Annotated in this window: 23 protein-coding genes and 1 pseudogene; 21 read left to right on the top strand and 3 right to left on the bottom strand. The window is 69.7% G+C overall.

Annotation, left to right across the window (positions count from 1 at the left end; all coding sequences use genetic code 11):
- Positions 1 to 12 precede the first annotated feature (12 nt).
- From OG798_RS13445 to OG798_RS13395, 11 genes and pseudogenes are all read left to right on the top strand, one after another.
- Positions 13 to 354 carry a cupin domain-containing protein gene (locus OG798_RS13445; RefSeq protein ID WP_328757061.1) on the top strand — a complete coding sequence of 114 codons (342 nt, stop codon included), beginning with the start codon at positions 13 to 15 and terminating at the stop codon, positions 352 to 354.
- Positions 326 to 958 carry a hypothetical protein gene (locus tag OG798_RS13440; protein ID WP_328757059.1) on the top strand — a complete coding sequence of 211 codons (633 nt, stop codon included), beginning with the start codon at positions 326 to 328 and terminating at the stop codon, positions 956 to 958. The genes OG798_RS13445 and OG798_RS13440 overlap by 29 nt, the downstream gene beginning before the upstream one ends.
- 24 nt (positions 959 to 982) lie before the next feature.
- Entirely contained in the window at positions 983 to 1,804 is an 822-nt protein-coding gene (locus OG798_RS13435; protein WP_328757057.1) for a hypothetical protein, read from the top strand.
- A complete protein-coding gene (locus OG798_RS13430) occupies positions 1,801 to 3,012 on the top strand; it encodes a glycosyltransferase (RefSeq protein WP_328757055.1) in 1,212 nt (403 codons plus the stop codon). Before OG798_RS13435 ends, OG798_RS13430 begins: the two co-directional genes overlap by 4 nt.
- Positions 3,013 to 3,033: 21 nt before the next feature.
- Complete coding sequence (locus OG798_RS13425) at positions 3,034 to 3,705, top strand: O-methyltransferase (RefSeq protein WP_328757053.1); 672 nt, start codon at positions 3,034 to 3,036, stop codon at positions 3,703 to 3,705.
- A 51-nt stretch (positions 3,706 to 3,756) separates the two neighbouring features.
- Positions 3,757 to 4,548 (top strand): ATP-grasp domain-containing protein, encoded by a 792-nt coding sequence (locus OG798_RS13420; RefSeq protein ID WP_328757052.1) that lies wholly within the window; start codon positions 3,757 to 3,759, stop codon positions 4,546 to 4,548.
- Between the two features lie 56 nt (positions 4,549 to 4,604).
- Positions 4,605 to 4,703, top strand: a pseudogene (locus OG798_RS13415) (ribonuclease domain-containing protein); the annotation flags it as partial.
- Complete coding sequence (locus tag OG798_RS13410; RefSeq protein ID WP_095855808.1) at positions 4,700 to 5,086, top strand: barstar family protein; 387 nt, start codon at positions 4,700 to 4,702, stop codon at positions 5,084 to 5,086. The pseudogene OG798_RS13415 and the gene OG798_RS13410, both read left to right, overlap by 4 nt.
- 107 nt (positions 5,087 to 5,193) lie before the next feature.
- Positions 5,194 to 6,636 carry a GuaB1 family IMP dehydrogenase-related protein gene (locus OG798_RS13405; RefSeq protein WP_267063789.1) on the top strand — a complete coding sequence of 481 codons (1,443 nt, stop codon included), beginning with the start codon at positions 5,194 to 5,196 and terminating at the stop codon, positions 6,634 to 6,636.
- Between the two features lie 306 nt (positions 6,637 to 6,942).
- Complete coding sequence (locus OG798_RS13400) at positions 6,943 to 8,409, top strand: amino acid permease (protein ID WP_095855810.1); 1,467 nt, start codon at positions 6,943 to 6,945, stop codon at positions 8,407 to 8,409.
- 10 nt (positions 8,410 to 8,419) lie between these two features.
- Positions 8,420 to 8,872 carry an Lrp/AsnC family transcriptional regulator gene (locus tag OG798_RS13395; protein ID WP_015661832.1) on the top strand — a complete coding sequence of 151 codons (453 nt, stop codon included), beginning with the start codon at positions 8,420 to 8,422 and terminating at the stop codon, positions 8,870 to 8,872.
- A gap of 90 nt (positions 8,873 to 8,962) precedes the next feature.
- Here the strand turns inward: OG798_RS13395 and OG798_RS13390 are convergent, their stop codons facing one another.
- A complete protein-coding gene (locus tag OG798_RS13390) occupies positions 8,963 to 9,715 on the bottom strand; it encodes a GntR family transcriptional regulator (protein ID WP_267061291.1) in 753 nt (250 codons plus the stop codon).
- Between the two features lie 212 nt (positions 9,716 to 9,927).
- Here OG798_RS13390 and OG798_RS13385 point away from each other — a divergent pair, with 212 nt between their 5' ends.
- From OG798_RS13385 to OG798_RS13340, 10 genes are all read left to right on the top strand, one after another.
- A complete protein-coding gene (locus tag OG798_RS13385; RefSeq protein ID WP_121416733.1) occupies positions 9,928 to 11,085 on the top strand; it encodes an ABC transporter substrate-binding protein in 1,158 nt (385 codons plus the stop codon).
- Complete coding sequence (locus OG798_RS13380; RefSeq protein ID WP_267061290.1) at positions 11,082 to 11,990, top strand: ABC transporter permease; 909 nt, start codon at positions 11,082 to 11,084, stop codon at positions 11,988 to 11,990. The genes OG798_RS13385 and OG798_RS13380 overlap by 4 nt, the downstream gene beginning before the upstream one ends.
- Positions 11,975 to 12,853 (top strand): ABC transporter permease, encoded by an 879-nt coding sequence (locus OG798_RS13375; protein ID WP_328757051.1) that lies wholly within the window; start codon positions 11,975 to 11,977, stop codon positions 12,851 to 12,853. Before OG798_RS13380 ends, OG798_RS13375 begins: the two co-directional genes overlap by 16 nt.
- Before the next feature lie 3 nt (positions 12,854 to 12,856).
- Positions 12,857 to 13,933 (top strand): ABC transporter ATP-binding protein, encoded by a 1,077-nt coding sequence (locus OG798_RS13370; RefSeq protein WP_121416736.1) that lies wholly within the window; start codon positions 12,857 to 12,859, stop codon positions 13,931 to 13,933.
- Positions 13,934 to 13,978: 45 nt separating this feature from the next.
- On the top strand, positions 13,979 to 15,454 hold the full coding sequence (locus OG798_RS13365) for an HAD-IA family hydrolase (protein ID WP_267061289.1): 1,476 nt from the start codon (positions 13,979 to 13,981) through the stop codon (positions 15,452 to 15,454).
- Positions 15,455 to 15,594: 140 nt separating this feature from the next.
- Positions 15,595 to 17,946 carry a sensor histidine kinase gene (locus OG798_RS13360; RefSeq protein WP_267061288.1) on the top strand — a complete coding sequence of 784 codons (2,352 nt, stop codon included), beginning with the start codon at positions 15,595 to 15,597 and terminating at the stop codon, positions 17,944 to 17,946.
- On the top strand, positions 17,936 to 18,406 hold the full coding sequence (locus OG798_RS13355; RefSeq protein ID WP_095855817.1) for a roadblock/LC7 domain-containing protein: 471 nt from the start codon (positions 17,936 to 17,938) through the stop codon (positions 18,404 to 18,406). Before OG798_RS13360 ends, OG798_RS13355 begins: the two co-directional genes overlap by 11 nt.
- A gap of 7 nt (positions 18,407 to 18,413) precedes the next feature.
- Complete coding sequence (locus OG798_RS13350; protein WP_257016911.1) at positions 18,414 to 18,794, top strand: DUF742 domain-containing protein; 381 nt, start codon at positions 18,414 to 18,416, stop codon at positions 18,792 to 18,794.
- Between the two features lie 252 nt (positions 18,795 to 19,046).
- Positions 19,047 to 19,835 (top strand): carbon-nitrogen hydrolase family protein, encoded by a 789-nt coding sequence (locus tag OG798_RS13345; protein ID WP_095855818.1) that lies wholly within the window; start codon positions 19,047 to 19,049, stop codon positions 19,833 to 19,835.
- A gap of 59 nt (positions 19,836 to 19,894) precedes the next feature.
- Positions 19,895 to 21,589 carry a flavin monoamine oxidase family protein gene (locus tag OG798_RS13340; protein ID WP_097226447.1) on the top strand — a complete coding sequence of 565 codons (1,695 nt, stop codon included), beginning with the start codon at positions 19,895 to 19,897 and terminating at the stop codon, positions 21,587 to 21,589.
- 27 nt (positions 21,590 to 21,616) lie between these two features.
- On the opposite strand, the gene OG798_RS13335 is transcribed toward OG798_RS13340, so the two are convergent.
- Together OG798_RS13335 and OG798_RS13330 are read right to left on the bottom strand one after the other, a co-directional pair.
- Positions 21,617 to 22,549, bottom strand: a complete 933-nt coding sequence (locus OG798_RS13335; protein ID WP_097226448.1) for an LLM class F420-dependent oxidoreductase — start codon at positions 22,547 to 22,549, stop codon at positions 21,617 to 21,619.
- 58 nt (positions 22,550 to 22,607) lie between these two features.
- Positions 22,608 to 23,312: a DUF5995 family protein gene (locus tag OG798_RS13330; RefSeq protein WP_267061287.1), complete on the bottom strand. Its 705-nt coding sequence runs from the start codon at positions 23,310 to 23,312 to the stop codon at positions 22,608 to 22,610.
- Between the last annotated feature and the right edge of the window lie 93 nt (positions 23,313 to 23,405).

Raw genomic sequence — 23,405 nt, 5'->3', positions numbered from 1 at the left:
GGCGAAAAAGGGATGAGCATGTACCGCTTTCCGCATTCAGACGGTGTGATTCGCCGGTTCGCGGACGTAGAGATCACAAACCTGATCACCGGAGCGGCCAAGTCGGCCTTCAGTCTGTCCGTCGCAACCTTGCGGGGTGTGCACCCGCCGGCTGTGAGCCGGCTCAGTGACCGGGCGTACTACATCATCGAGGGGTCTCTCACGTTCACGGTGGCCACGGAGAAATTCCAGGCGGCCGCGGGGGATGCCGTCCTGGTACCCAAGGGGGCGACCCATGCGATGGAAGGAACGGCGCAGTACGTGGTGGTGAACGCACCCCCCTTTGATGCGGCTGCCGAAGATGCAGCTTCATGACCGGGCCAGCGCCTGCTGGCCTGTGGCCATCAAACCCACGGCCGCAACGCGAGAAGGGTCGTGTTACCGCTGCCCGGAGAGTGCCTTCGTCCCGGATCGCGGAACGATGAGGCGATTGGTGCGCGCCTGGAGCGATACGGCTGAGACATCCGCGGCGGGCATCGTTGCACGGGGCGAGGACATCTGTCAGCGCCTGAACATCAACATTCTCGGCGGGGTATTCCTGGCATTTCTGGAGGAACACCATGACTTGGCATTTTCGCGGCTTCTCACCGCGTATGTGGACGAGCGCAGGTCAGACATCATCAGGTTGCTTTACGCGGATCTGGACGACCATCCTCCGGGCGACCCGAGATGTCGCCGGGTCTACCGGAACAACCAAGGCCGCTTCCTGGTGCTCCAGGCGGAGACACGCCACCTGGAGGTGTCTGTTCTGGCGCGCCTGCTGAACGAGGAGAAGAAGCGGTACCGGAAAGCTGTGATCACGCACGTGCCGCGACGGGACACGACGGCGGGCGATCACCTGATACATGTTCCGAATGACTGTGACGAAGCCGTTCATCATGTCGGAGCCCTCGCGTCGGCCGTCGCGGAATTCCCCTAGCCGCCCACCATCCCAGGAGACTTGATGCCGCCCAGCTCTCTTGAGCGGCTGGTGGATCGCCTTGTGCGAACTGTCGGCGAAGACCTGCCGCTTTGGATCGAATCCGCGTCAATCGCGGGATCGTACGCACGTGATGAACGCGATGAGTACTCGGATCTCGACCTCTTCTTCCTCATCGCACCAGGCAGCGACGTGACCGTGAACCACGCTGCCGACACCCTGATCGACTGGGTAGGTGATGTGGTACTCCGTCGCGGTCCGGTCCTCGTACCGCACTTCGGTCACTCGATCACCGCTGTCCTGGCGGATCTTGCGGTATGCCAGATGAATGTCAACACCCGGGAAACAATTGAGCTCAATCCGATGAGGTCTGCCAGCCGGATCGTGCTGGACCGGAATGGATACATGACCTCGTTGGTCGAACAATCGAAGTCAATGCTCATCGATATCTCGGAGGTGTACCACGAGCATTTCTGCTATTTCTGGATAAGGGCGTTGTATGCATTTCGCAGCGCCCAGAGGGGGGAGTTGTGGCGGGCGATCGAGTATCTGGCTGACATGCGCAAGGCGATGCAGCAGATCATTCGCATCCAACATGGACGTTACAGCCCGGTGGTGGGTCCGTATCATCCTGCGAAACGGTACGAAGAGCAGATCGGTGCTGACGAGGCCCGAATACTTGAGTTCAGTCTCCCCGAATACTCCAGGAAAAGCGTTCTGCAGAGCATACTCGAGTCCGTCGAATGGTTTTCTCGGGCAACCCAGGACACTGCTGATTTTCCGATCGAGCCCGACATGCGCGGCTCTGCGGAGAAGATCGAGCGTGTTGTGCGGGGTGGAGTGTGAGCAGCCACATCATCGCTTGCGGCCCAAGTGGCTTTGCCGGTGCGGGCCGAATCATGTGCAACGGTCTCCAGAACGCCGCCGAGCACGGCGGAAGATGCACCTATGTCGGGCCGGTCACACCCTTCCCATGGGCACGGGGTGGAAGCGGGGACATTGAGGTGACGTGGCGAGATGAGCCGGTGAGGTCGGGCGCCATAGGGTCTGGTGCCGCCATCGCCAACGAGTCCGTACTGCTGCCGCTGGAACTGGCGGATTCCTTGATGAGGGCAGCGCGGCTGTCCGCTGCCGAAGGAAGAGAACCCATCATATGGGCGCACTATTTGTTCCCCTACGGCGCGGCCGGACTGATGGCCGCCAGTCTCCTGCGTGGCTGCGGCATACCGGTGAGGCTTTGGCTGAACCCGGCTGGCTCCGACATCTGGGAGGTGGGCCCCCAGCTCAGAGAGCTTGCCACCGGTCTCCTCCGCGATCCGGGAGTGGACCGTATCGTCACCTACTCCTCATCCTTCGCCGCCGAAATCTCGGACCAGTACGGGGTCAACCGGCCCATTGACGTGCTGAAGCCCTGCCTCGGCGGCGGGTATCGCCCGCTGTCGGCCGCGGACCGCGCTGCTGCGCGGCGCAGACTGGGGCTGCCTGCCGACGCGTTTCTCATTTCCATGCACAGCAACATGCGGCCGGTGAAGGCGTCGGAAGACGTCCTGTGTGTCGCGCGCCGGGTGGCCACCCTGGCCGACTCGAGGAACGTGGTTCTCCTTCTAGCCGGACCCGCGCCCAGTATCCCGAGGGACCTGTCACCCCTTGACGTTCGATTGCTTGGGCTGCTCCGCGATGTGACCGAAGTTCTGCAAGTCTCGGACGCGGAACTCAACCTCAGTCGTCACGATTCGTTCAATCTGAGCCTCGCTGAGGCGATGGCGTGCGGCGTTCCTGTGGTCACCACCGATGTGGTCGGTATCGCCCCTGACATTCACGTCTGCGAGGCGGGTACCACAGTCCCCCTGGAGCCTTCCGGCCCCCGCGATCCGCGCCGGTCCTATCGGGAGGCGGTCGACGCGCTGTGCCGATTCGCTTCGCGGGAGGATGAACGATCGGCCGCCGGTCGGCGCGCGGGCGAGCATGCTGCGGCTGTCTTCTCCGGCGCGGCGCACTGGACGCGACTTCGTTCGTTGCTGTCCGCCGAGTTCTCCGGGGCTTCGCAGCCATGAGCCACGACCGTCTGGGGAGCCATGGAGTTCGAGCAGGCAAGAGCTGTCGTCGATGAACTGCCCGGACCCCATATCCGGGCCCATCGCGGCCGCATGCTGTACGACCACATCAGGCAGTGGCGGCCCACCCGCGTACTGGAACTGGGGACAGCACGTGGTGGTTCCGCGGTTTTCATCGCGGCCGCGCTCAGGGCCAACGGAGCCGGACGTCTCACGAGTGTGGATTCATGCCGCAGGGAATGGAAAGAGCCCTCTGCGCAGGAGACTCTGGAGAGAGCCGACCTGACTGATCTGGTGGTGCTCGACCGAAGTTTCTCCACGTACACCTGGTTCCTGAAGGTGCAGCTGGAAAGACGCCTCAATAGTGGCGGAGACCTCGCTTCTGCCTACGACCTGATCTTTCTCGACGGGGCTAAGGAATGGTCGGTCGACGGCTTGGCTGTAGTGCTGGCGGAAAGGCTCCTCGCTCCGGGGGGATGGCTTGTAATGGATGATCTCGGATGGAATTACGAGGAGCATTCATACGGTCCCAGACACTATGAAGTGGAAATCTCCGGACTGAGTGAGATGGAGCGCCGCACGCCCCATCTGCGTGCAGTCTTCGACCTGCTGGTGAAAACGAACCCGGCGTTCAGTCGAGTGATCGACGAGGACGGCTGGTGGGGCTGGGCGCAGAAAAAGGAAGCCAGTTAGCGAGTTCTGTCGAACACCCATCGTGATCGCTCCGGAACTGGAGACACGGCATTGCATGACATTGGATACTTCCTCAGGTGCGCTGCGGAAGATCTGGGTTGGGACTACCAGGTGCTGCGGGGTGGCTGGCTGCACCAACTGCGGAAGGGCGACACGAAACACTACGTCATCGGCTACTCCTTCCCGCACAACTCGAATACCGCTGCCAGAGTCGCCATGGACAAGGTGGCGACGTACACAGTCCTTTCGGCCGCTGGCATCGACGCCGTCCAGCACTTCCTGGTGCTGGCAAAAGGGAGAAGTCGACGGGAGATTCGGCGGCTGTGTCACGAGCAGCTGAGACTGGCCGGGCTGTCCGCCTCTGAAGTGGTCCTGAAACCCGTGACGGGAAGCAATGGCCGGGACGTCGAGCGAGCAGCCTCATTCCGTGTCGCCCAGAAAAAGCTGCACCTGTTGTTGGGGCGCTACGACGGAGTGGCTGCTGTTTCTCCCTACCTGAACCTCCGGCGCGAGGTTCGAGTGATCGCCCTGGACGGCCGACCGCTGCTGATCTTCGAGAAGATCCGCAATGCTGACTGGCGACACAACCTCGCGTTCCGTGCCACACCGAAATTACTGTCCATCCATGAAAATGAGCGGTTGATCACCTGCGCCCTTCGCGCCTGCGAGGTCATCGGACTCAGGCTGGCCGCCGTCGATCTGGTGGAGTCCGACGATCTGTCGTGGCGGATACTCGAAGTGAACGAAGGAATCAAACTGGGGTCTGGGTTTGTCGGGCAGGGGGCCGAGTATCTACGAACTGCGGCAGCCGTGTACCTCGCGATTGTGCGCGCTCTTGAATGACCCGCGACCGGCGGCAGCACAGGGGGCCGCTCTGCCCGGGCCTTGCTGTCTGGACATCACACGATCGGGGAGCCCGTCGCATTGTCACCGGGCAGGGCGGTGAGATCTACTACACCGGTGATCACTACAAGTCGTTCAGGGCGGTACTGAGATGACGGACGGCCCGTTGGCGGAGGTGTTCCGTGCGGCGCGCGCGGTCGGATGGCAGGTCAGCGTCCTCGACCTCACCGGAGTCTCGGACAAGGCGGCCTTCATGGAACGCTGCGTCCGCGCCCTCGACCTGCCCGAATGGTTCGGCCGGAACTGGGACGCCCTCGCGGACTGCCTGGGCGACCCCGACTGGGGGCCCGCCAGCCCGGGTCGCGTCATCCTGGTGAGCGGCTGGCGGCACTACGCCAAGGCCCGCCCCGACGAGTGGGAGATCGCCCAGGAGGTGCTGGAATCGGCCGCCGGGCACTACGAGGAGCACCACGCCACGCTGTCGGTCGTCCTCTCGCTTGGAGGATCCGACCAACTGCCCCCTGACCAGCCTGGATGATCTGTCCGGGCATCACATACAGGTCGCCATGGGACAATGAAGTACGTGCTCTTCCCCCTGGCTGACCTGTCCGGGGGCCACCTCTGATCGACTGGGATGTGCAGCACGTGCGTTTCCTCAACGACATCCAGCCTCCGTACGACCTGACGTACGACGACGTCTTCATGGTCCCCAGCCGCTCCGCGGTCGGCTCCCGGCAGGGCGTGGACCTCAGTGCCCCGGACGGCACGGGCACCACGATCCCCCTGGTCGTCGCCAACATGACGGCGATCGCGGGCCGCCGGATGGCCGAGACCGTCGCCCGTCGTGGTGGTCTCGTGGTCATCCCGCAGGACATTCCGATCGAGGTCGTCACCGAGGTCGTCTCCTGGGTCAAGGGACGCCACCTGGTGCTCGACACCCCCATCGTCCTGGCCCCCCACCAGACCGTCGCCGACGCGCTGGCGCTGCTGCCCAAGCGCGCCCACAACGCGGGCGTCGTCGTCGACGAGGACGGCCGTCCGATCGGCGTGGTCACCGACGCCGACCTCACCGGTGTGGACCGGTTCACGCAGCTGGCCGAGGTCATGTCCCGGGACCTGCTGCTCCTCGACGCCGACATCGAGCCGCGCGAGGCGTTCAACACGCTGGACGGCGCCAACCGCCGCTACGCCCCGGCCGTGGACGCCGAGGGCAAGCTCGCCGGCATCCTCACCCGCAAGGGCGCCCTGCGCGCCACGCTCTACACCCCGGCCACCGACGCCGAAGGCAAGCTGCGCATCGCGGCCGCCGTGGGCATCAACGGCGATGTCGCGGGCAAGGCCAAGCAGCTCCTCGACGCGGGCGTCGACACGCTCGTCATCGACACCGCGCACGGCCACCAGGAGTCGATGATCAGCGCGGTCAGGACCGTGCGCGCGCTCGACCCGCAGGTCCCGATCGTCGCGGGCAACATCGTCGCCGCCGAGGGCGTCAAGGACCTCGTCGACGCGGGCGCGGACATCATCAAGGTCGGCGTCGGCCCCGGCGCCATGTGCACCACCCGCATGATGACCGGCGTCGGCCGGCCGCAGTTCTCGGCCGTCCTCGAGTGCGCCGCCGAGGCGAAGAAGTACGGCAAGCACGTGTGGGCCGACGGCGGCGTCCGCCACCCGCGCGACGTGGCCATGGCGCTGGCCGCGGGCGCGTCCAACGTGATGGTCGGTTCCTGGTTCGCGGGGACGTACGAGTCCCCGGGCGACCTCCAGCAGGACGCCGACGGGCGCCTGTACAAGGAGTCGTTCGGCATGGCGTCCGCACGCGCGGTCCGCAACCGTACGAGCGAGGAGTCGGCGTACGACCGCGCCCGCAAGGCCCTCTTCGAGGAGGGCATCTCCACCTCGCGGATGTTCCTCGACCCGGGCCGCCCGGGCGTCGAGGACCTGATCGACTCGATCATCGCGGGTGTCCGTTCCTCCTGCACCTACGCGGGCGCGGGCTCCCTGGAGGAGTTCGCCGAGAAGGCGATCGTCGGCATCCAGAGCGCGGCCGGCTACGCGGAGGGCAAGCCCCTGCACGCCAGCTGGGGCTGACCCCTTCCACCGTCGTACGGCCCCCGTGGTGCGCCCACGGGGGCCGTCGGCGTACCTGCCGCGGATCGCCGTGCGGGGGCGTGCGCAACCATCGAAAGGCCCCGCGCAACGAACACGCGCCGAGGTGCGATGAACGCAACGATCTTGCGGAGGTGCGCAAGGTTGCCGCATTACGCCCGTGAAGCCCGGACTCATAGGGTCAAGCGCTGTACATGGCGTGGCGGGGACCCCGCTCGGTGGGTCCCTGCTGCCAGGGGTGCCGCCGGTTCCCGCCGTATCGACCGGCAGCGATGAAGGAGTCACCGCGTGCTCGATCAAGGCGCACCCCCGCAGTCCCGCACAGAGTCCGCCGCACCGTCCCCGGGTGTCGGCGCGCGCCTCATGCGCCGCAAGCCCGTGGAACGCCTGGTGGCCGAGGGCGGCCAGGGCGAGGGAGGCTCGCTCAGGCGCTCCCTCGGGCTGTGGCAGCTCACCATGATCAGCATCGGCGCCACCCTCGGCACCGGCATCTTCGTGGTCCTCGGTGAGGCCGTCCCCAAGGCCGGACCCGCGGTCACCCTCTCCTTCGTGATCGCCGGCCTCACGGCGCTCTTCTCGGCCCTCTCGTACGCCGAGCTGGCCGGCACCATCCCGGTCGCCGGCTCCTCGTACTCGTATGCGTACGCAACGATGGGCGAACTGATCGCCTGGATCTGCGGCTGGTGTCTGGTCCTGGAGTACGGCGTGTCGGTGGCCGCCGTCGCGGTCGGCTGGGGCGAGTACCTCAACGAACTGCTCGACGGCACGATCGGCGTCACCATCCCGAACGCGCTCTCCGCGCCTCCCGGCGACGGCGGCATCTTCAACCTGCCCGCCCTGATCGTCGTCCTGCTCGCCATGGCGTTCCTGCTCGGCGGCGCCAAGGAGTCCGCACGCGCCAACACGATCATGGTGGCCGTGAAGATCGTCGCGCTGCTGCTGTTCTGCGCGATCGGTATCCAGGGCTTCAAGTCCGGCAACTACGAGCACTTCATGCCGCTCGGCATGGCGGGCGTCAGCGCCGCCGGCGCCACGCTGTTCTTCTCGTACATCGGCTTCGACGCCGCCTCCACCGCGGGTGAGGAGGCCAAGAACCCGCAGCGCGACCTGCCGCGCGCGATCATGCTCTCGCTGGTCATCGTGACGGCGCTGTACGTCGTCGTCGCGGCCGTCGCCGTCGGCGCCAAGCCCTGGCGGAAGTTCAACGACTCGGAGGCCGCGCTCGCCGAGATCATGAAGAACGTCACCGGGCAGACCTTCTGGGGCACGCTGCTCGCCGCCGGTGCCGTCATCGCCATCGCCAGCGTCGTCCTGACCGTGCTGTACGGCCAGACCCGCATCCTGTTCGCCATGTCCCGCGACGGGCTCGTGCCCAAGGTGTTCTCGCGCGTCCACCCGAAGACGGGCGCGCCCCGCGCCAACACCGTGATCGTCTCGCTGTTCTGCGGTGTCCTCGCCGCCGCGATCCCGCTCGGTCAGCTCGCCGACGCCACCAGCATCGGCACCCTCTTCGCCTTCGCGCTGGTCAATATCGCCGTCGTGGTGCTGCGCCGGACGCGCCCGGAGATGCGGCGCACCTTCCGGGTGCCGTTGTCGCCGGTGCTGCCCGCGATCGGCTTCGCCCTGTGCGTGTGGATGATGGGCAGCCTTTCGGCCGTCACCTGGGTGGTCTTCGGAGTCTGGATGGCCGCCGGGCTCGTGTTCTACTTCAGTTACGGCTACCGCCGCTCCCGTCTCGCGCCATCAGAAAAGTGAAACACCCGCAGTGCTGAACGATCTCGACGAACGCATCGTGCACGCCCTCGCCGAGGACGCCCGCCGCTCCTACGCCGACATCGGCCAACTGGTCGGCCTGTCCGCGCCCGCCGTGAAGCGCCGGGTGGACCGGCTGCGGGCCACGGGGGCCATCACCGGGTTCACCGTGCGGGTGGATCCGGCGGCGCTGGGGTGGGAGACGGAGGGGTTCGTCGAGATCTACTGCCGTCGGAACACCTCGCCGGAGACCATTCAGCGGGGGCTGGAGCGGTATCAGGAAGTGGTGGCCGCGTCCACCGTCACCGGTGAGGCGGATGCGGTGGTGCAGGTGTTCGCTTCTGACATGCGGCATTTCGAGCGGGTGTTGGAGCGGATCGCTGGGGAGCCGTTCGTTGAGCGGACCAAGTCGGTGCTGGTGTTGTCTCCGTTGCTGCGGCGGTTTTCGTCGGGGTCGCCCACGTAAGGGGGCGCTGGGGGCTGGGTGGCGGCTGCGGGTTGTGTGTGGCTGGTCGCGCAGTTCCCCGCGCCCCTAAAAGCCGCCTCTCGCGCCCGACTACGAGCCGCCCCATTCCGCCGTCTTCCTCGCCAGCGCGTTGTTGCCGATCGAGTTGTGGACGCTGAAGCTCACCGCGTCCGAGCGGTAGCGGTCGTCGGACCATTCCACCGGGCGGCCTTCGCGGGTGGTGGTGACGCGGCGGACCCTCAGGAGGGGACTGGTACGGCGCACGCCGAGGAGGTCGGCGTCCTGGGCGCCCGCCGCCACCGCGTCGATGACGTGCTCGCCGTAGGCGAAGACCAGGCCGGTGTCCTCGTAGAGCCGCTGGGTGACCGAGGGGCAGTTGGGCTCGATGGCCTCGACTGCGGGGGAGATCCAGTCCGCGTACACGGTCCGCTCCAGGAGGACCGGCTCGCCGTCCAGGCCGCGGACCCGCAGGACGTGCAACACCGGTGTCTTCTCGGGGAGTTGGAGGCGTACGGCGTCCTCCGCGGTCGCCGGACGGCGCTCCTGCTCGACCACGTGTCCCGTCGCCTCCCGGCCCATCGCGCGGGCCCACTGGGCGAAGCTGCGCAGTTCGGCGAAGCTCTGGCTGCGACGGCTGGCGAGGACCACCCGGCGGGCGCCCTGGCGGGAGCCGATGAGGCCCTCGACGGTCAGGGCCGCGACGGCCTGGCGGACCGTGCCGCGCGCCACGCCGTACTGGGCCGCGAGGTCCGTCTCCGCGGGCAGCAGACTGCCCACCGTGTACTCCTCGCGGTCGATCGCCCGCCGCAGCTCATCGGCGATCTCCTCGTGTCGCGCCGGCATGCTTCCCCTCTGACTCGACTGCTGTGCACAGCGTGACCAGCCTAATCGAGATCCGAAGGTGATCGGCGCGGGCCGGGATTGTGCAGGGAATCAAGGGTCACGGTTTCGCCAAAGTTTACGAACAAGACACCAACGCCGGGCCTACTGGGGCCAACTTGTTCAGACAAGTTCTCCGCACTACCCGAACCCTCGTGCGTACTCCTGGAGAGACCGTGACCGTGTTCCTGCCGAGGACCGCCGTCCTCACCGGCGGCCTCGCCGTCGCCGCCGCCCTCGCCCTCAGCGCCTGTGGCGCGGCCCCCGACGACAAGTCGACCACCGCCGACGGCAAGAGCGCGGCCACCGCGACCTCCGCCGCGGACTTCGGCGGCCTCGACGCCCTGGTCAAGGCCGCCAAGAAGGAGGGCACGCTGCATGCGATCGCGCTGCCCCGTGACTGGGCCAACTACGGTGCCCTGATCGACGGCTTCAAGAAGAAGTACGGCATCAAGATCGAGGTGGAGAACCCGGACGGCGCCAGCCAGGACGAGATCAACGCCGTGACGTCGAGGAAGGGGCAGGACCGCGCCCCGGACGTCCTCGACCTGGGCAGCTCGTTCGCGCTCAGCGCCGCCCAGCAGGGGCTGCTCGCGCCGTACAAGGTGACCGCCTTCGCCGACATCCCCGAGGGGCAGAAGGACGCGCAGGGCCGCTGGTTCAACGACTACGGTGGCTACATCTCCATCGGCTGCGACGCCAAGAAGGTCAAGGAGTGCCCGAAGACCTTCAAGGACCTGCTCAAGCCGGAGTACAAGGGTCAGGTCGCCCTCAACGGCAACCCCACCAAGTCGGGTTCGGCCTTCGGCGGTGTCTACGCGGCCTCGCTCGCCAATGGTGGTTCGTTCGACGACATCCAGCCCGGCCTGGACTTCTTCGCCAAGCTGAAGAAGAACGGCAACTACACGCCCGTCGAGTCGACCCCGGCCACCGTCGAGAAGGGCGAGACCCCGATCAGCATCGACTGGGACTACCTGAACGCCGGTTACGCCGACGAGTTCAAGTCCAAGGGCGTCGACTGGACGGTCACGGTCCCCTCGGACGGCAACTTCTCCCAGTACTACTCCCAGGCCATCAACAAGGACGCCCCGCACCCGGCGGCCGCCCGCCTGTGGCAGGAGTACCTCTACAGCGTCGAGGGCCAGAACCTCTGGCTCAAGGGCTACGCCCGCCCGGCCCTGATGACCGCCATGCAGACGGCCGGCACCCTCGACAAGACCGCCGCCGCCAAGCTCCCCGCGGTCTCCGGCACGCCGAGCTTCCCGACCGAGGCCCAGCAGGCCAAGGCCAAGACGGTCCTCGCGCAGGGCTGGGGCAAGGCCGTCTCCGGATGACCACCGTCCTCACCGAGGCCGAGGCCGACGTGACGCCCGCCGCCGCCGCTTCCCGGCGGCGGCGCCGCGCCCCCGGCTGGCTCGCCGTGCTCCCGCTGCTCGTCTTCGTCGCGATCGCCTTCGGCATCCCCGCCCTGGCCATGCTGAACGGCGCCTTCACCGTCAAGGACCAGACGACCGGCGCCACCTCGTACACGACGGCCAACCTGACCGACTCGCTCCAGGGCGCCTACCTCACCGCCCTGATCGGCAGCGTCAAGCTGTCCGCGGTCTCCGCGGGCATCGCGACCGTCCTCGGACTGCCGCTCGCCCAGGCCGTGGTGACCTCCCGCTTCCGCGCCCTGCGTGAGGCGGTCCTCACCGCGTCCGGCGTCCTCGCCAACTTCGGCGGCGTCCCGCTGGCCTTCGCGTTCGTCGCCACCCTCGGCAACGCGGGTGTCCTGACCGAGCACCTGGGCCTGAAGGACAAGGGCTGGAACCTCTACAGCTTCTGGGGCCTGGTCATCGTCTACCTGTACTTCCTGATCCCGCTGATGGTCCTCACCATCACGCCCGCCCTGGACGGCCTGCGCTCCCAGTGGCGCGAGGCCGCACAGAACAACGGCGCCACCGGAGTCCAGTACTGGCGGCACGTCGCCCTCCCCGTCCTCACCCCCTCCCTGCTCGGCGGCCTCGTGCTGCTCTTCGGCAGCGCCTTCGCCGCGTACGCCACCGCGGCGGCCATGGTGGGCAGTGCGGTCCCGCTGGTCACCCTGCAGATCGCCGACGCCATCTCCGGCAACGTCCTGGTCGGCCAGGAGAACGTGGCGCTCGCCCTCAGCCTCGACATGGTCCTCATCGCGGGCCTGGTCATGGCCGTGTACCTGCCCCTGCAACGACGGAGCGCGCGATGGCTGGAAGCCTGAACAATCCCGCTCGGGTCCTGAAGCCCGCCCGCGGGGCGAACAAGTCCGTACGCGTACGTCCCTGGCGCGGGGTCGTCCTCGTCTGCGCCGGGCTCTACTTCCTGGTCCCGCTCGCCGCGTCCGTGATCTTCACGGTCGACGTACCGAACCAGGGGATCACCTTCGACGCGTACCGCCAGATCGTCTCCGCCGACGGCTTCGGCTCCAGCCTGCTGCTCTCACTGGAACTGGCCGCCGCCACCATCGCCGTGGTCCTGCTGCTGATGGTGCCCGCGATGGTCGCGCTGCGGCTCGGCGCGCCCAGGCTGCGGCCCGTGGTGGAGGTGATCTGCTCGCTGCCGCTGGTCGTCCCCCCGATCGCCTTCGTCGCCGGGATCGCCACGGTCCTCAAGTGGGGACCCGAGCACCTCTCCCGCACCCCGCTGTTCGAGACGTTCGTGGCCCTCCAGAACCCCGACTTCCCCATGGTGCTGGTCCTCGCGTACGTCGTGATGGCGCTGCCGTTCGTGTACCGGGCCCTGGACTCCGGGCTGCGCGCCGTCGACGTACGCACCCTCGTCGAGGCCGCGCGCAGCTGCGGGGCGAACTGGCCGCAGGCGCTGGTACGGGTCGTGCTGCCCAATCTGCGCGGGGCGCTGCTCAACGCCTCCTTCCTCACGCTGGCCCTGGTGCTCGGCGAGTTCACCGTCGCCCAGCTGCTCGGCTTCCAGCCCTTCGCCGTGTGGATCTACAGCGTCGGCGGCTCGCAGGCCCAGCTCTCCGTCGCCGTCTCCGTGCTCAGCCTGCTCGTCACCTGGGCCCTGCTCCTCTCGCTCGCCGGGCTCGGCGGGCGCTCCCGTTCCGCTTCCGCATCCCGGGGATGAACCATGACCGTCACCACGCTTGAGAAGGCCGCCGACGCCAAGGCTGCCACCGTCGAATTCCGGGGTCTGCGGCGGGAGTTCGGCCCGACCGTCGCCCTCGACGGCCTCGACCTGACCGTCCGGCCCGGCGAACTCCTCGCCCTGCTCGGACCCTCCGGCTGCGGCAAGACCACCGCGTTGCGCATGCTCGCCGGGTTCGAACACCCCGACTCCGGCGAGGTGCTGGTCGACGGCGAGGACGTCACCCGGGTCCCGGCCCACCGCCGCGACGCGGGGATGGTCTTTCAGTCCTACAGCCTCTTCCCGCACCTCAGCGCCCTCGACAACGTGGCCTTCGGGCTGCGGATGCGCAAGGTGCGTACCGCCGAGCGGCGCTCCCGCGCGGCCGAGTTGCTCGACCTCGTGGGCCTCGCCGACAAGGGCGAGCGGTTCCCGCACCAGCTCTCCGGCGGTCAGCAGCAGCGCATCGCGCTGGCCCGCGCGCTCGCCCTGCGTCCGCGCGTGCTGCTGCTCGACGAGCCTCTCTCCGCCCTGGACGCCAAGGTGCGGCTCACCCTGCGCGAGGAGATCCGCCGGCTTCAGCAGGAACTCGGCATCACGACCCTGTTCGTGACGCACGATCAGGAGGAGGCGCTGTCCATGGCGGACCGCGTCGCCGTGATGCGGGCCGGGCGGCTAGAACAGTGCGCCGCGCCCGCCGAGCTGTACGGGCGCCCCGCGACCGCCTTCGTCGCCGAGTTCGTCGGCACGATGAGCCGGATTCCGGGGCGGCTGGACTCCGGCGTGGCCGAGGTGCTCGGACAGCGGCTGCCGGTCGACGGGGAAGCGCCCGCCGCGACCGAGATCGACGTGCTCGTACGGCCCGAGGCGGTGCGGGTACGGGCCGACGAGGCCGGAACCGCCCGTGTCGTCGCCACCGCCTTCCTCGGCGCCGCCACCCGCGTCACCGTGCGGCTCCCGGACGCCACCGAGGTCAAGGCCGACCTGCCCACCCACGAGGCCGCCGGGCTCGGCTCGGGCGCCGCCGTGACCGTGAGCCTGCCGGAGCGGCCGGTGCTGGTCGCCGAGCGCACGCAGTAACCGACGCATCCCCCCACTGAGTTACACCGAGTGAAAGAGAGCACCGTGACCCTCCGCACCACCTCCCCCCACCTCCCCCTCCAGGCCGTCCTGTTCGACATGGACGGCACGCTCGTGGACACCGAGCGGCTGTGGTGGGAGGCGGTGGAGCAGGTGGCCGACGGGCTCGGGCGCCGGCTGACGGAGGCCGACCAGCCGGAGGTGCTCGGCCGGCCCGTCGAGTACACCGCCGCCTGGCTGGGCGGGATCACCGGCGCCGAGGTGGGGGAGATCGCCACCGAACTGCACCGGGAGTTCGCGCACCGGGTCCGCACCGGCATCGTGCCCCGCCCGGGTGCGCTGCGGCTCCTCGGTGAACTGGTCCGCGAGGGTGTCCCCACCGCCCTCGTGACCGCGTCGCCGCGCGCGGTCGCCGACACCGTCCTCGCGGCCCTCGGCGCCGAACACTTCGCCGTCTCCGTCACGGCCGACGACACCGAACGCACCAAGCCCGCCCCCGACCCCTACCTCGCCGCCTGCCGCGCCCTCGGCGTCGATCCCGCCGCGTGTGTGGCCGTGGAGGACACCGAGACGGGTGTGGCGTCCGCCGAGGCCGCGGGGTGTGCCGTGCTCGCCGTACCCTCGCTCGCGCCGATCGACTCCGTACCCGGACGCACCGTCCTGACCAGCCTGGAGGAGGTGACCCCGGCCCGGCTGCGCGCCATGGTCGCGCCCCGCGAGCTGCGGGTGATGAGCTGGAACCTCTGGTACGGCGGGACGAAGGTCGACGACCACCGCGCGAAGCAGCTCAAGGTCATCGCCGAGACGGGCGCGGACGTGGTCGGTCTCCAGGAGACGTACGGCACCTCGGCACAGGAACTCGCCGAGGCCCTCGGCTGGCATCACCACCGGGCCGGCGAGAACCTCGGCGTCATCAGCCGCTACCCGATCACCGCCCGCCACGGCGACCCGGACGTCGGTTTCTACGGCGGCACCGGAGTGCGCGTCCGGCTCGACGGCGGCCAGGAGGTGGACGTCTGGAGCGCCCACCTCGACTACACGCCGTACGGTCCCTACGAGGCCCGCTTCGACGGGCTCCCGGCGGCCGAGCTGATCGCCCACGAGGGCGTCCGGCTGGAGCAGATGCGGGAGATCCTGCGGCGCATCAGCGAGTCCGCCACCGAGGCGGTCCCCGTGGTCCTGGTCGGTGACTTCAACGCGCCCTCGCACCTGGACTGGCCGGACGTCGAGTGGCCCGTGACCAGGGCCGCCGAGGAGGCCGGCCTGCGTGACTCCTACCGCGAGGCCCACCCCGACCCCGTACGGGAGCCCGGACACACCTGGTCGCCGGTCCACGTGGAGCACGAGGACGGCAGCGGGCGGCCCGAGCCGCAGGACCGGATCGACTTCGTGCTGCACCGGGGGCTGACGGTGCTCGACTCCCGGGCGCTCGTCACCGGCACGCCGCGCCCCTGGCCCGAGGTCGCCGGCAACGACTGGCCCTCGGACCACGCCGCGGTCGTCACCACCTTCGCCGTCTGAACCGAGCGGCGGTCCAGGAAACCATTGCGGTGCGGGCGCGCCATCACGTAGGTTGATCCGCGCCCGCTACCAGCGAGTAACACCGATGGGTAACCAACCGTCGCCCGGCCACCCGACCGTCCTGTCGTCCTGGGGAGTGCATGCGCTGGTCCTTCGGCCGTCCCACCACGGTCCGTGCGCGCATCGTGGCGCTCGCGCTCGCACCGGTGGTCGCCCTCATGGTGCTGTGGAGCTTCGCCATGGTGTCCGTCACCGGCGAACTGCGCGCGCTCGTCCGGGTCCAGGGGGTGTACGACGACTTCGGGACGCCCGTCGACACGGCGGTCGGCCAGATCCAGATCGAACGGCGGCTCGCGGCCGCCTACCTGGGCGCGGACCACGGCACGGCGGCGGCCCTCGACCTGATGGAGCAGCAGCGCCGCACCGACCGCGCCGTGACCGCCATGCGGACGGCGATCCGGGACGGCGACCGCGGCAGGCTCTCCGGCAGGCAGCGGCAGGTGCTCGACGCCGTGCTGCGCTCCTTCGACGGGCTGGAGGGGCTGCGGGAGCGGGTGCTGTCCCGCGCCATCAGCTGGGACCGGGCGGTCACCGAGTACGGCGCCCTCGTGGAGCCGGGCTTCGACGTCCAGTCCGCCCTCACCGCGCTGCAGGCCGGACAGCTGGCGCGCGAGGCCCAGGTCGTCATCGAGCTGGTGCGGGTGAGGGAGTTCGTCTCGCGGGAGGACGCCCTCGTCGCCGGGGCGCGGGCCGCCGGATCGCTCACCGACCGCCAGTACGACGCGCTCACCGCGACGATCGAGGACCGCCGGGTCTTCGAGCGGACGTATGTGCCCGACCTCCCCGCCGACTCGCGCGCCCTCTTCGAGGAGTTCCAGCGAGGCTCCCTGCACCGGGAGCTGACCCGGGGCGAGGACGCCCTGTTGCGGGCGGGCGCACGGGGCGCGGGGGAGGCCGTCGCGGCCGGCTCCTGGCGCACCACCACCGACCGGGCCGTCAAGCGGTACATGCAGCTGTGCACGCGGTCGGCCGTCAACTCCGCCGAGCGCGGACGGGCCTTCGCCTACCGGGAGCTGGCCAAGGCGGCGATCGTCGGTGTCCTCGGACTCGCCGCCGTGGGGCTGTCCCTGTGGTTCGCCGTGCGCGGCGCCCGGCGCATCTCGCGCCGCCTGGAGACCCTCCGGGACGCCGCCGACCTCCTCACCACCCGCCAACTGCCCGACGTGATGCGGCGGCTCGGCGCTGGTGAGGACGTGGACGCCGCCACCGAGGCACCGCCCCTGGCCGACGGGGAGGCGGGAGCCGACGAGATCGGCCAGGTCGGCCGGTCCTTCAACACCGCCCGCCTCGCGGCCGTCGAGGCCGCCGTCAAGCAGGCCACCCTGCGCCGCGGGCTGTTCGCGGTGCTCCTCAACATCGCCCGCCGCAACCAGGCGCTCGTCCACCGCCAGCTCAAACTGGTCGACACGCTGGAGCGGCGCACCGAAGACCCGGACGTCCTGGACGACCTGTTCCGGATCGATCACCTCACCACCCGGATGCGGCGCCACGCGGAGAGCCTGATCATCCTCTCCGGCGCGGCGCCCGGCCGCAGATGGCGCAGGCCCGTACCGGTCGCCCGCGTGGTGACCTCCGCGGTGAGCGAGATCGAGGAGTACGCGCGCGTCGTGGTCCCGCCGATGCCGGAGGTGGGCGTGGCGGCGGACGCCGTCGCCGACGTCGTCCATCTGATCGCCGAACTCGTCGAGAACGCCACCGTGTTCTCACCGCCCCAGACCCAGGTCACCCTGCGCACCGGCCGCGCCGGGGGCGGGTTCGTGCTGGAGATCGACGACCGGGGCCTCGGTCTCGAACCCGAACAGATCGAGGAGGCCCACCGCACCCTCACCACGCCGGACGACTTCGACCCGACCCGGCACGACCGGCTCGGGCTGTACGTGGTGGGGCGGCTCGCCGCACGGCACGGCATCGAGGTCACGCTGTGCCGGTCGCCGTACGGCGGTACGACGGCGGTGGTGCTGCTGCCGGAGGCGGTCCTCGCACCGGTCGACCCCGAGCGGCCGGAGCCGGCGGCGGACACGGACCCGCGGGCACTGCCGTCGCGCTCCTCCCGGACCTCCGAGACCTCCCGGAAGGGCACCGCGGTCCTCGAGAAGCAGCGGGAGGCACCTGACCGTCCCGCGGACCATGTAGAGAAACTGCGGGAGGCACCCGACCGTCTCGCGGACCGTGTGCCGAAGAGCGCTCCCGCCGCGAGCCCACCCGCGCTGCCCACCCGCGTCCGGCAGACCTCCCTCGCCCCCGAACTGCGCACCGAGGGCCCGGCCGCCGACGAGCCGTCGGAGCGCGAGGTCACCGCCGAGGAGGTCCGCGCGGTCTTCGGCGCCTTCCAGCGCGGCCTCGACCGCGGCCGCAAGGGCCTGCCCACCGGGCCCGGATCCGAGCGGCGAACCGACACCGAGGAAGGGACGGACGCCGACGATGCTCCGTGACCAGACCCCCGAGCACTCCGACCGGGCCTCCGAGCCCCAGGGCAGCAGCCCCGAACCGCCCGGCACGGACCTCGGCTGGCTGCTCGACGACCTCGTGGCCAGGACCGACCACGTCCGCCAGGCCGTGCTCCTCACCGCCGACGGCCTCCCGCTGAGCTGCTCGGACGGCATGCGCCGGCGGGACATCGAGCACCTCGCCGCCGTCTGCTCCGGCTTCCACAGCCTGGCCCGCTCGGCCGGAGAACGCTTCGCCGCGGGGGAGGTGCGCCAGACCATGGTGATGCTCGACGACGCCTACCTCTTCATCACCCCGGCGGGCGACGGCAGCCGGCTGGCCGTCCTGAGCGAGGTGCAGACGGACGTCGGACAGCTCGCCCACGAGATGGCCTTGCTGGTCCGCCGCGTCGGCCGCCACATGGCCGCCGCCGTACGGTCGGCCGCCGACCCCGCGGGCCCCTGACCCGGCCGTGACCGACGACCACTGGTACGAGGACGAGACCGGGTCGATGGTGCGGCCCTACACCGTGACCAGGGGCCGGACGCGGCCCTCCGACCGGCACACGATCGATCTGATGTCGCGGGTCACCGCCCTGAGGACGGAAGAGGGCCGGCCGGCTGTCGACCACGCAGGCGCCGCCCTGCTGGCCCTAGTGCGCCACGGACCCCGGCCGGTCGTCGAGCTCGCCGCCGACGCCGACCTGCCCCTGACCGTCGTACGCGTGCTGCTGGGCGATCTGGCCGAGGCCGGTCTCGTACGCATCGACGCGCCGCGGCGGCCGGAACCGGGCGGCCCGACGGCCGACCCCGAGCTGCTGCGCGAGATCGTGGAGCGACTGCGCGCGCTGTGAGAACGGGACGCGGGCCGTGCGGCCGGGACGGCTCGTCAAGGCGAGGTCGCGACGGCTCGACACGACGTCTGTGACCTGCGCCTCAGGGGTTTCGGGCCCCTCACGAGGGCGCGCAACGAATCGCCGCCGGAGGCAGGGCGCACGCAACGATTCGTCCACCGGCGCGCAACGGCTCCTGCTTGTCCCCCCGAGCCCCCCGCCCGTACCGTCTAGACAGTCCCCGACACCCCTCCGTACCCGTGAGGACCACGCATGCGCACAGCCCTGCTCCAGAGCTCCGGCCGCCCCGGCTCGGTCGTCGAGAACCTGAAGGTCCTCGACGAGGCCGCGGGCCGCGCCGCCGCTGCCGGCGCCGGGCTCGTGGCGGCGCCGGAGATGTTCCTCACCGGGTACGCGATCGGCGACGACATCGCCCGCCTCGCCGAGCCCGCCGACGGGGACTGGGCCGACGCGATCGCCGAGATCGCCACCCGCCACGGCGTCGCCGTCGCCTACGGCTACCCCGAGCGCGAGGGCGAGACGGTCTACAACTCCGCGCAGCTCATCTCCGCCGACGGCACCCGCCTCGCGAACTACCGCAAGACCCACCTCTTCGGCTGCTTCGAGCGCGACCACTTCACGCCCGGCGAGCAGCCCGTCGTCCAGGCGGACCTGAACGGCCTCCGCATCGGCCTCATGATCTGCTACGACGTCGAGTTCCCGGAGAACGTCCGGGCGCACGCCCTCGCCGGCACCGACCTCCTCGTCGTGCCGACCGCGCAGATGCACCCCTTCCAGTTCGTCGCCGAGTCCGTCGTCCCGGTGCGCGCCTTCGAGAACCAGATGTACGTCGCGTACGTCAACCGGGTGGGCCCGGAGGGCGAGTTCGAGTTCGTCGGACTGTCCACGCTGGCCGGCCCCGACGGGATCGCCCGTACCCGGGCCGGACGCGGTGAGGAACTCGTCCTCGCCGACGCCGACCCCGACTTCCTCGCGGCCTCGCGCGAGGCGAACCCGTATCTGAAGGACCGCCGCCCCGGCCTCTACGGGTCGCTCGTCTGACACCCGGCCGCCCCCCGGCGCCTCCCCTCACCAGCTTTCCCGCAAGGAGTCCGTACCCCATGACGTCCACGGTGCCCACCGCCGTCCAGCACGCCGACGCGCAGCAGCCGCCGATCACCATGTTCGGTCCGGACTTCCCGTACGCGTACGACGACTTCCTCGCCCACCCGGCGGGCCTCGGCCAGATACCCGCGACCGAGCACGGCACCGAGGTCGCGGTCATCGGCGGCGGCCTGTCCGGCATCGTGGCCGCCTACGAGCTGATGAAGATGGGTCTCAAGCCCGTCGTCTACGAGGCCGACGAGATCGGTGGTCGCCTGCGGACCGTGGGCTTCGAGGGGTGCGACCCGTCGCTCACCGCCGAGATGGGCGCCATGCGCTTCCCGCCCTCCTCCACCGCCCTCCAGCACTACATCGACCTGGTGGGTCTGGAGACCCGGCCGTTCCCCAACCCGCTCGCGGAGTCCACTCCCTCGACGGTCGTCGACCTCAAGGGCGAGTCGCACTACGCGACCAGCGTCGACGATCTGCCGCAGGTCTACCGCGACGTGATGAACGCCTGGAACGCCTGCCTCGAAGAGGGCGCCGACTTCTCCGACATGAACCAGGCCATGCGTGAGCGCGACGTGCCGCGCATCCGCGAGATCTGGGCGAAGCTCGTCGAGAAGCTCGACAACCAGACCTTCTACGGCTTCCTCTGCGACTCGGACTCCTTCAAGTCCTTCCGGCACCGCGAGATCTTCGGCCAGGTCGGCTTCGGCACCGGCGGCTGGGACACCGACTTCCCGAACTCGATCCTGGAGATCCTGCGCGTCGTCTACACCGAGGCCGACGACCATCACCGCGGCATCGTCGGCGGCTCCCAGCAGCTGCCGCTGCGCCTGTGGGAGCGCGAGCCGCAGAAGATCGTGCACTGGGCCTACGGCACCTCGCTCGCGAAGCTGCACGACGGCGCCCCGCGCCCGGCCGTCACCCGGCTGAACCGCACCGCGGGCAACGGCATCACGGTGACGGACGCGAACGGCGACATCCGTACGTACAAGGCGGCGATCTTCACCGCCCAGTCCTGGATGCTGCTCTCCAAGGTCGCCTGCGACGACTCGCTCTTCCCGATCGACCACTGGACCGCCATCGAGCGGACCCACTACATGGAGAGCTCCAAGCTCTTCGTGCCGGTCGACCGGCCGTTCTGGCTGGACAAGGACGAGGAGACCGGCCGTGACGTCATGTCGATGACGCTCACCGACCGCATGACCCGCGGGACCTACCTCCTCGACGAGGGCCCGGACAAGCCCGCCGTCATCTGCCTCTCGTACACGTGGTGCGACGACAGCCTGAAGTGGCTGCCGCTGTCCGCGAACGAGCGGATGGAGGTCATGCTGAAGTCGCTCGGCGAGATCTACCCGAAGGTCGACATCAGGAAGCACATCATCGGCAACCCGGTGACCGTGTCCTGGGAGAACGAGCCCTACTTCATGGGCGCGTTCAAGGCCAACCTGCCCGGCCACTACCGCTACCAGCGCCGCCTGTTCACGCACTTCATGCAGGACTCGCTGCCCGAGGACAAGCGGGGCATCTTCCTCGCCGGCGACGACATCTCCTGGACGGCCGGCTGGGCCGAGGGTGCCGTGCAGACCGCGCTGAACGCGGTCTGGGGCGTCATGCACCAGCTGGGCGGGGCGACCGACCCGACCAACCCCGGGCCCGGCGACGTCTACGACGAGATCGCGCCGGTGGAACTGCCCGAGGACTGAGCCGGGCGGCGTTCGTGGGGCGGCCGGTCAGATTCCGGCTGCCCGTGCCGCCGCGTACACCTCGGCGGCCAGGTCCTTGAGCTCCTCGGCGTCCCGCGGGCCGTCCTGGAGGTCGACGAAGTACTCGTCGAGGCCGATCTCGGCGTACGGGACCAGGTCCGACACGATCTGCTCGACGTTGCCCTGGAAGGGCTGGCGGTCCGCGCCGTCGTAAGCCTTGGCGGAGTAGCGCGTGTTGATCCGCGCCACCGACTGGATCGGCTCGGTGCGCCCGCGCTCGGCCGCGAAGTCCTGCACCTGCCGCCACTGGGCGGCGAGTTGGTCGGCGCCTCCCTGGGCCACGGGCTGCCAGCCGTCGCCGCGGTCCACGAGCCGGGTCAGCGCCTTCTTGCTGAAGGCGGGCAGCAGGATCGGGATCGGCCGGGCCGGCTTCGGGGCGACCACGGCCGACTCGATCTTGGTCAGGCGGCCCTCGTACGACACCGGGTCCGGGCCCCACACCGCGCGGCACACGTCGAGGACCTCGTCCAGGACCCGGCCCCGCTCCTCGAACGGCGCCACGCCCGCCGCCGCGTACTCGTCGAGCGACCAACCGGTACCAAGGCCTGCCACGACCCGGCCGCCGCTCGCCGCGTCCAGCGTGCCGAGGGCCCTGGCCAGCTGGAACGGGCCGTGCAGCGGGGCGACCAGGACGCTGGTGCCCAGCCGCGCCCGCTGTGTGGCCGCCGCGGCCAGCGTCAGGGTCACCAGCGGCTCGGCGACGCCGCGGTAGGAGTCGGGCCAGGGCAGGTTCGGGACGCCGTACAGCCCCTGCGTGGCGGGGTCCGGGAACAGGGCGCGCTCGAACACCCACAGGCTCTCGTAGCCGATCTCCTCAGCCGTGCGCGCCACGTCCGGGACGTCTCGACCGATGTCGTACTGGCGTGTTTGAGGAAGACTCAGACCCAGCCGAGCAGCCATGCTTGTGCTCCTTCGCGTCAGGCACTTGAATTGTGAACGTATCGCGTATGAGGGTGAGTTACCTGCCGTACGCGGCGATATGGCCGGATCCGTCCCCCAGGGGCGTGAGCAGCATCCGGCCCGCGAGACCGACCGCGGCGCCGAGTCGGTCGGCGAACTCCCCGGCGAGGTCGGGGAGTCCGCGCAGCGCCCACAGGGCTCGCGCCGCCGACCAGGCCGCGTCGCGGGCCCTCTCCAGGCTCCACGAGCCGAGCAGATGGGTGAGCGGATCGGCGATCTGGAGGAGGTCGGGGCCCGGCATCAGATCTTCACGGACGCGCTCCTCCAGCGAGACGAGGAGGTCACCCACGCGCTCGAACTCGTCCTCCAGGTCGGCTGGTTCGCAGCGCAGCGTACGGCAGGTGTCCACGACGGCGAGCGCCAGATCGTGTCCGATGTGCGCATTGATGCCCGCGAGCGCGAACTGCAGCGGGCGTACTCCCGGATGGCGCCGGAACTGGAACAGCGGGCGCCAGGAGGCGGGCGGGAACCCCTCCTCGGCCACGCGCAGATAGCGCTCGGCGAAACGTACATCCAGCGTGACCGCGGCCTTGCCGTCCCGGAATTCCCCCGCGTCCAGGCGCCGTTCGACCTCCTCCGTGACGGTGAGGTAGACGCGGTTGAAGACCGCGATTCCGTCCCACTCCGGCAGGGTCGCCGCCAGGGTGCGCATCCGGGAGGCGATGGCGTCCACGGGGGTGGCGAACTGTTCCAACTGCGTCATGGGGGCAGGTTCCCAGTCCTAGGCTGATCGGAGTCGCCGCCTGGCCGGGCGCATCCCCAGAACGGGGGAACACGCCCGTGTCGGGAGGCGCGG

The sequence above is a fragment of the Streptomyces sp. NBC_00271 genome (genome assembly GCF_036178845.1).
Lineage (GTDB): Bacteria > Actinomycetota > Actinomycetes > Streptomycetales > Streptomycetaceae > Streptomyces.
The sequence above is the reverse complement of the archived record's forward strand: the minus strand, read 5'-3'. Positions and strand labels throughout refer to the sequence as shown.

Excerpts from the sequence above, each read along its gene's own strand:
- OG798_RS13440 (WP_328757059.1), top strand. The coding sequence starts at position 326 with ATGCGGCTGCCGAAGATGCAGCTTCATGACCGGGCCAGCGCCTGCTGG.
- OG798_RS13380 (WP_267061290.1), top strand. The coding sequence starts at position 11,082 with ATGACCACCGTCCTCACCGAGGCCGAGGCCGACGTGACGCCCGCCGCC.
- OG798_RS13410 (WP_095855808.1), top strand. The coding sequence starts at position 4,700 with ATGACGGACGGCCCGTTGGCGGAGGTGTTCCGTGCGGCGCGCGCGGTC.
- OG798_RS13355 (WP_095855817.1), top strand. The coding sequence starts at position 17,936 with ATGCTCCGTGACCAGACCCCCGAGCACTCCGACCGGGCCTCCGAGCCC.
- OG798_RS13370 (WP_121416736.1), top strand. The coding sequence starts at position 12,857 with ATGACCGTCACCACGCTTGAGAAGGCCGCCGACGCCAAGGCTGCCACC.
- OG798_RS13445 (WP_328757061.1), top strand. The coding sequence starts at position 13 with ATGAGCATGTACCGCTTTCCGCATTCAGACGGTGTGATTCGCCGGTTC.
- OG798_RS13360 (WP_267061288.1), top strand. The coding sequence starts at position 15,595 with ATGCGCTGGTCCTTCGGCCGTCCCACCACGGTCCGTGCGCGCATCGTG.
- OG798_RS13390 (WP_267061291.1), bottom strand. The coding sequence starts at position 9,715 with ATGCCGGCGCGACACGAGGAGATCGCCGATGAGCTGCGGCGGGCGATC.
- OG798_RS13340 (WP_097226447.1), top strand. The coding sequence starts at position 19,895 with ATGACGTCCACGGTGCCCACCGCCGTCCAGCACGCCGACGCGCAGCAG.
- OG798_RS13330 (WP_267061287.1), bottom strand. The coding sequence starts at position 23,312 with ATGACGCAGTTGGAACAGTTCGCCACCCCCGTGGACGCCATCGCCTCC.
- OG798_RS13425 (WP_328757053.1), top strand. The coding sequence starts at position 3,034 with ATGGAGTTCGAGCAGGCAAGAGCTGTCGTCGATGAACTGCCCGGACCC.
- OG798_RS13335 (WP_097226448.1), bottom strand. The coding sequence starts at position 22,549 with ATGGCTGCTCGGCTGGGTCTGAGTCTTCCTCAAACACGCCAGTACGAC.
- OG798_RS13345 (WP_095855818.1), top strand. The coding sequence starts at position 19,047 with ATGCGCACAGCCCTGCTCCAGAGCTCCGGCCGCCCCGGCTCGGTCGTC.
- OG798_RS13435 (WP_328757057.1), top strand. The coding sequence starts at position 983 with ATGCCGCCCAGCTCTCTTGAGCGGCTGGTGGATCGCCTTGTGCGAACT.
- OG798_RS13375 (WP_328757051.1), top strand. The coding sequence starts at position 11,975 with ATGGCTGGAAGCCTGAACAATCCCGCTCGGGTCCTGAAGCCCGCCCGC.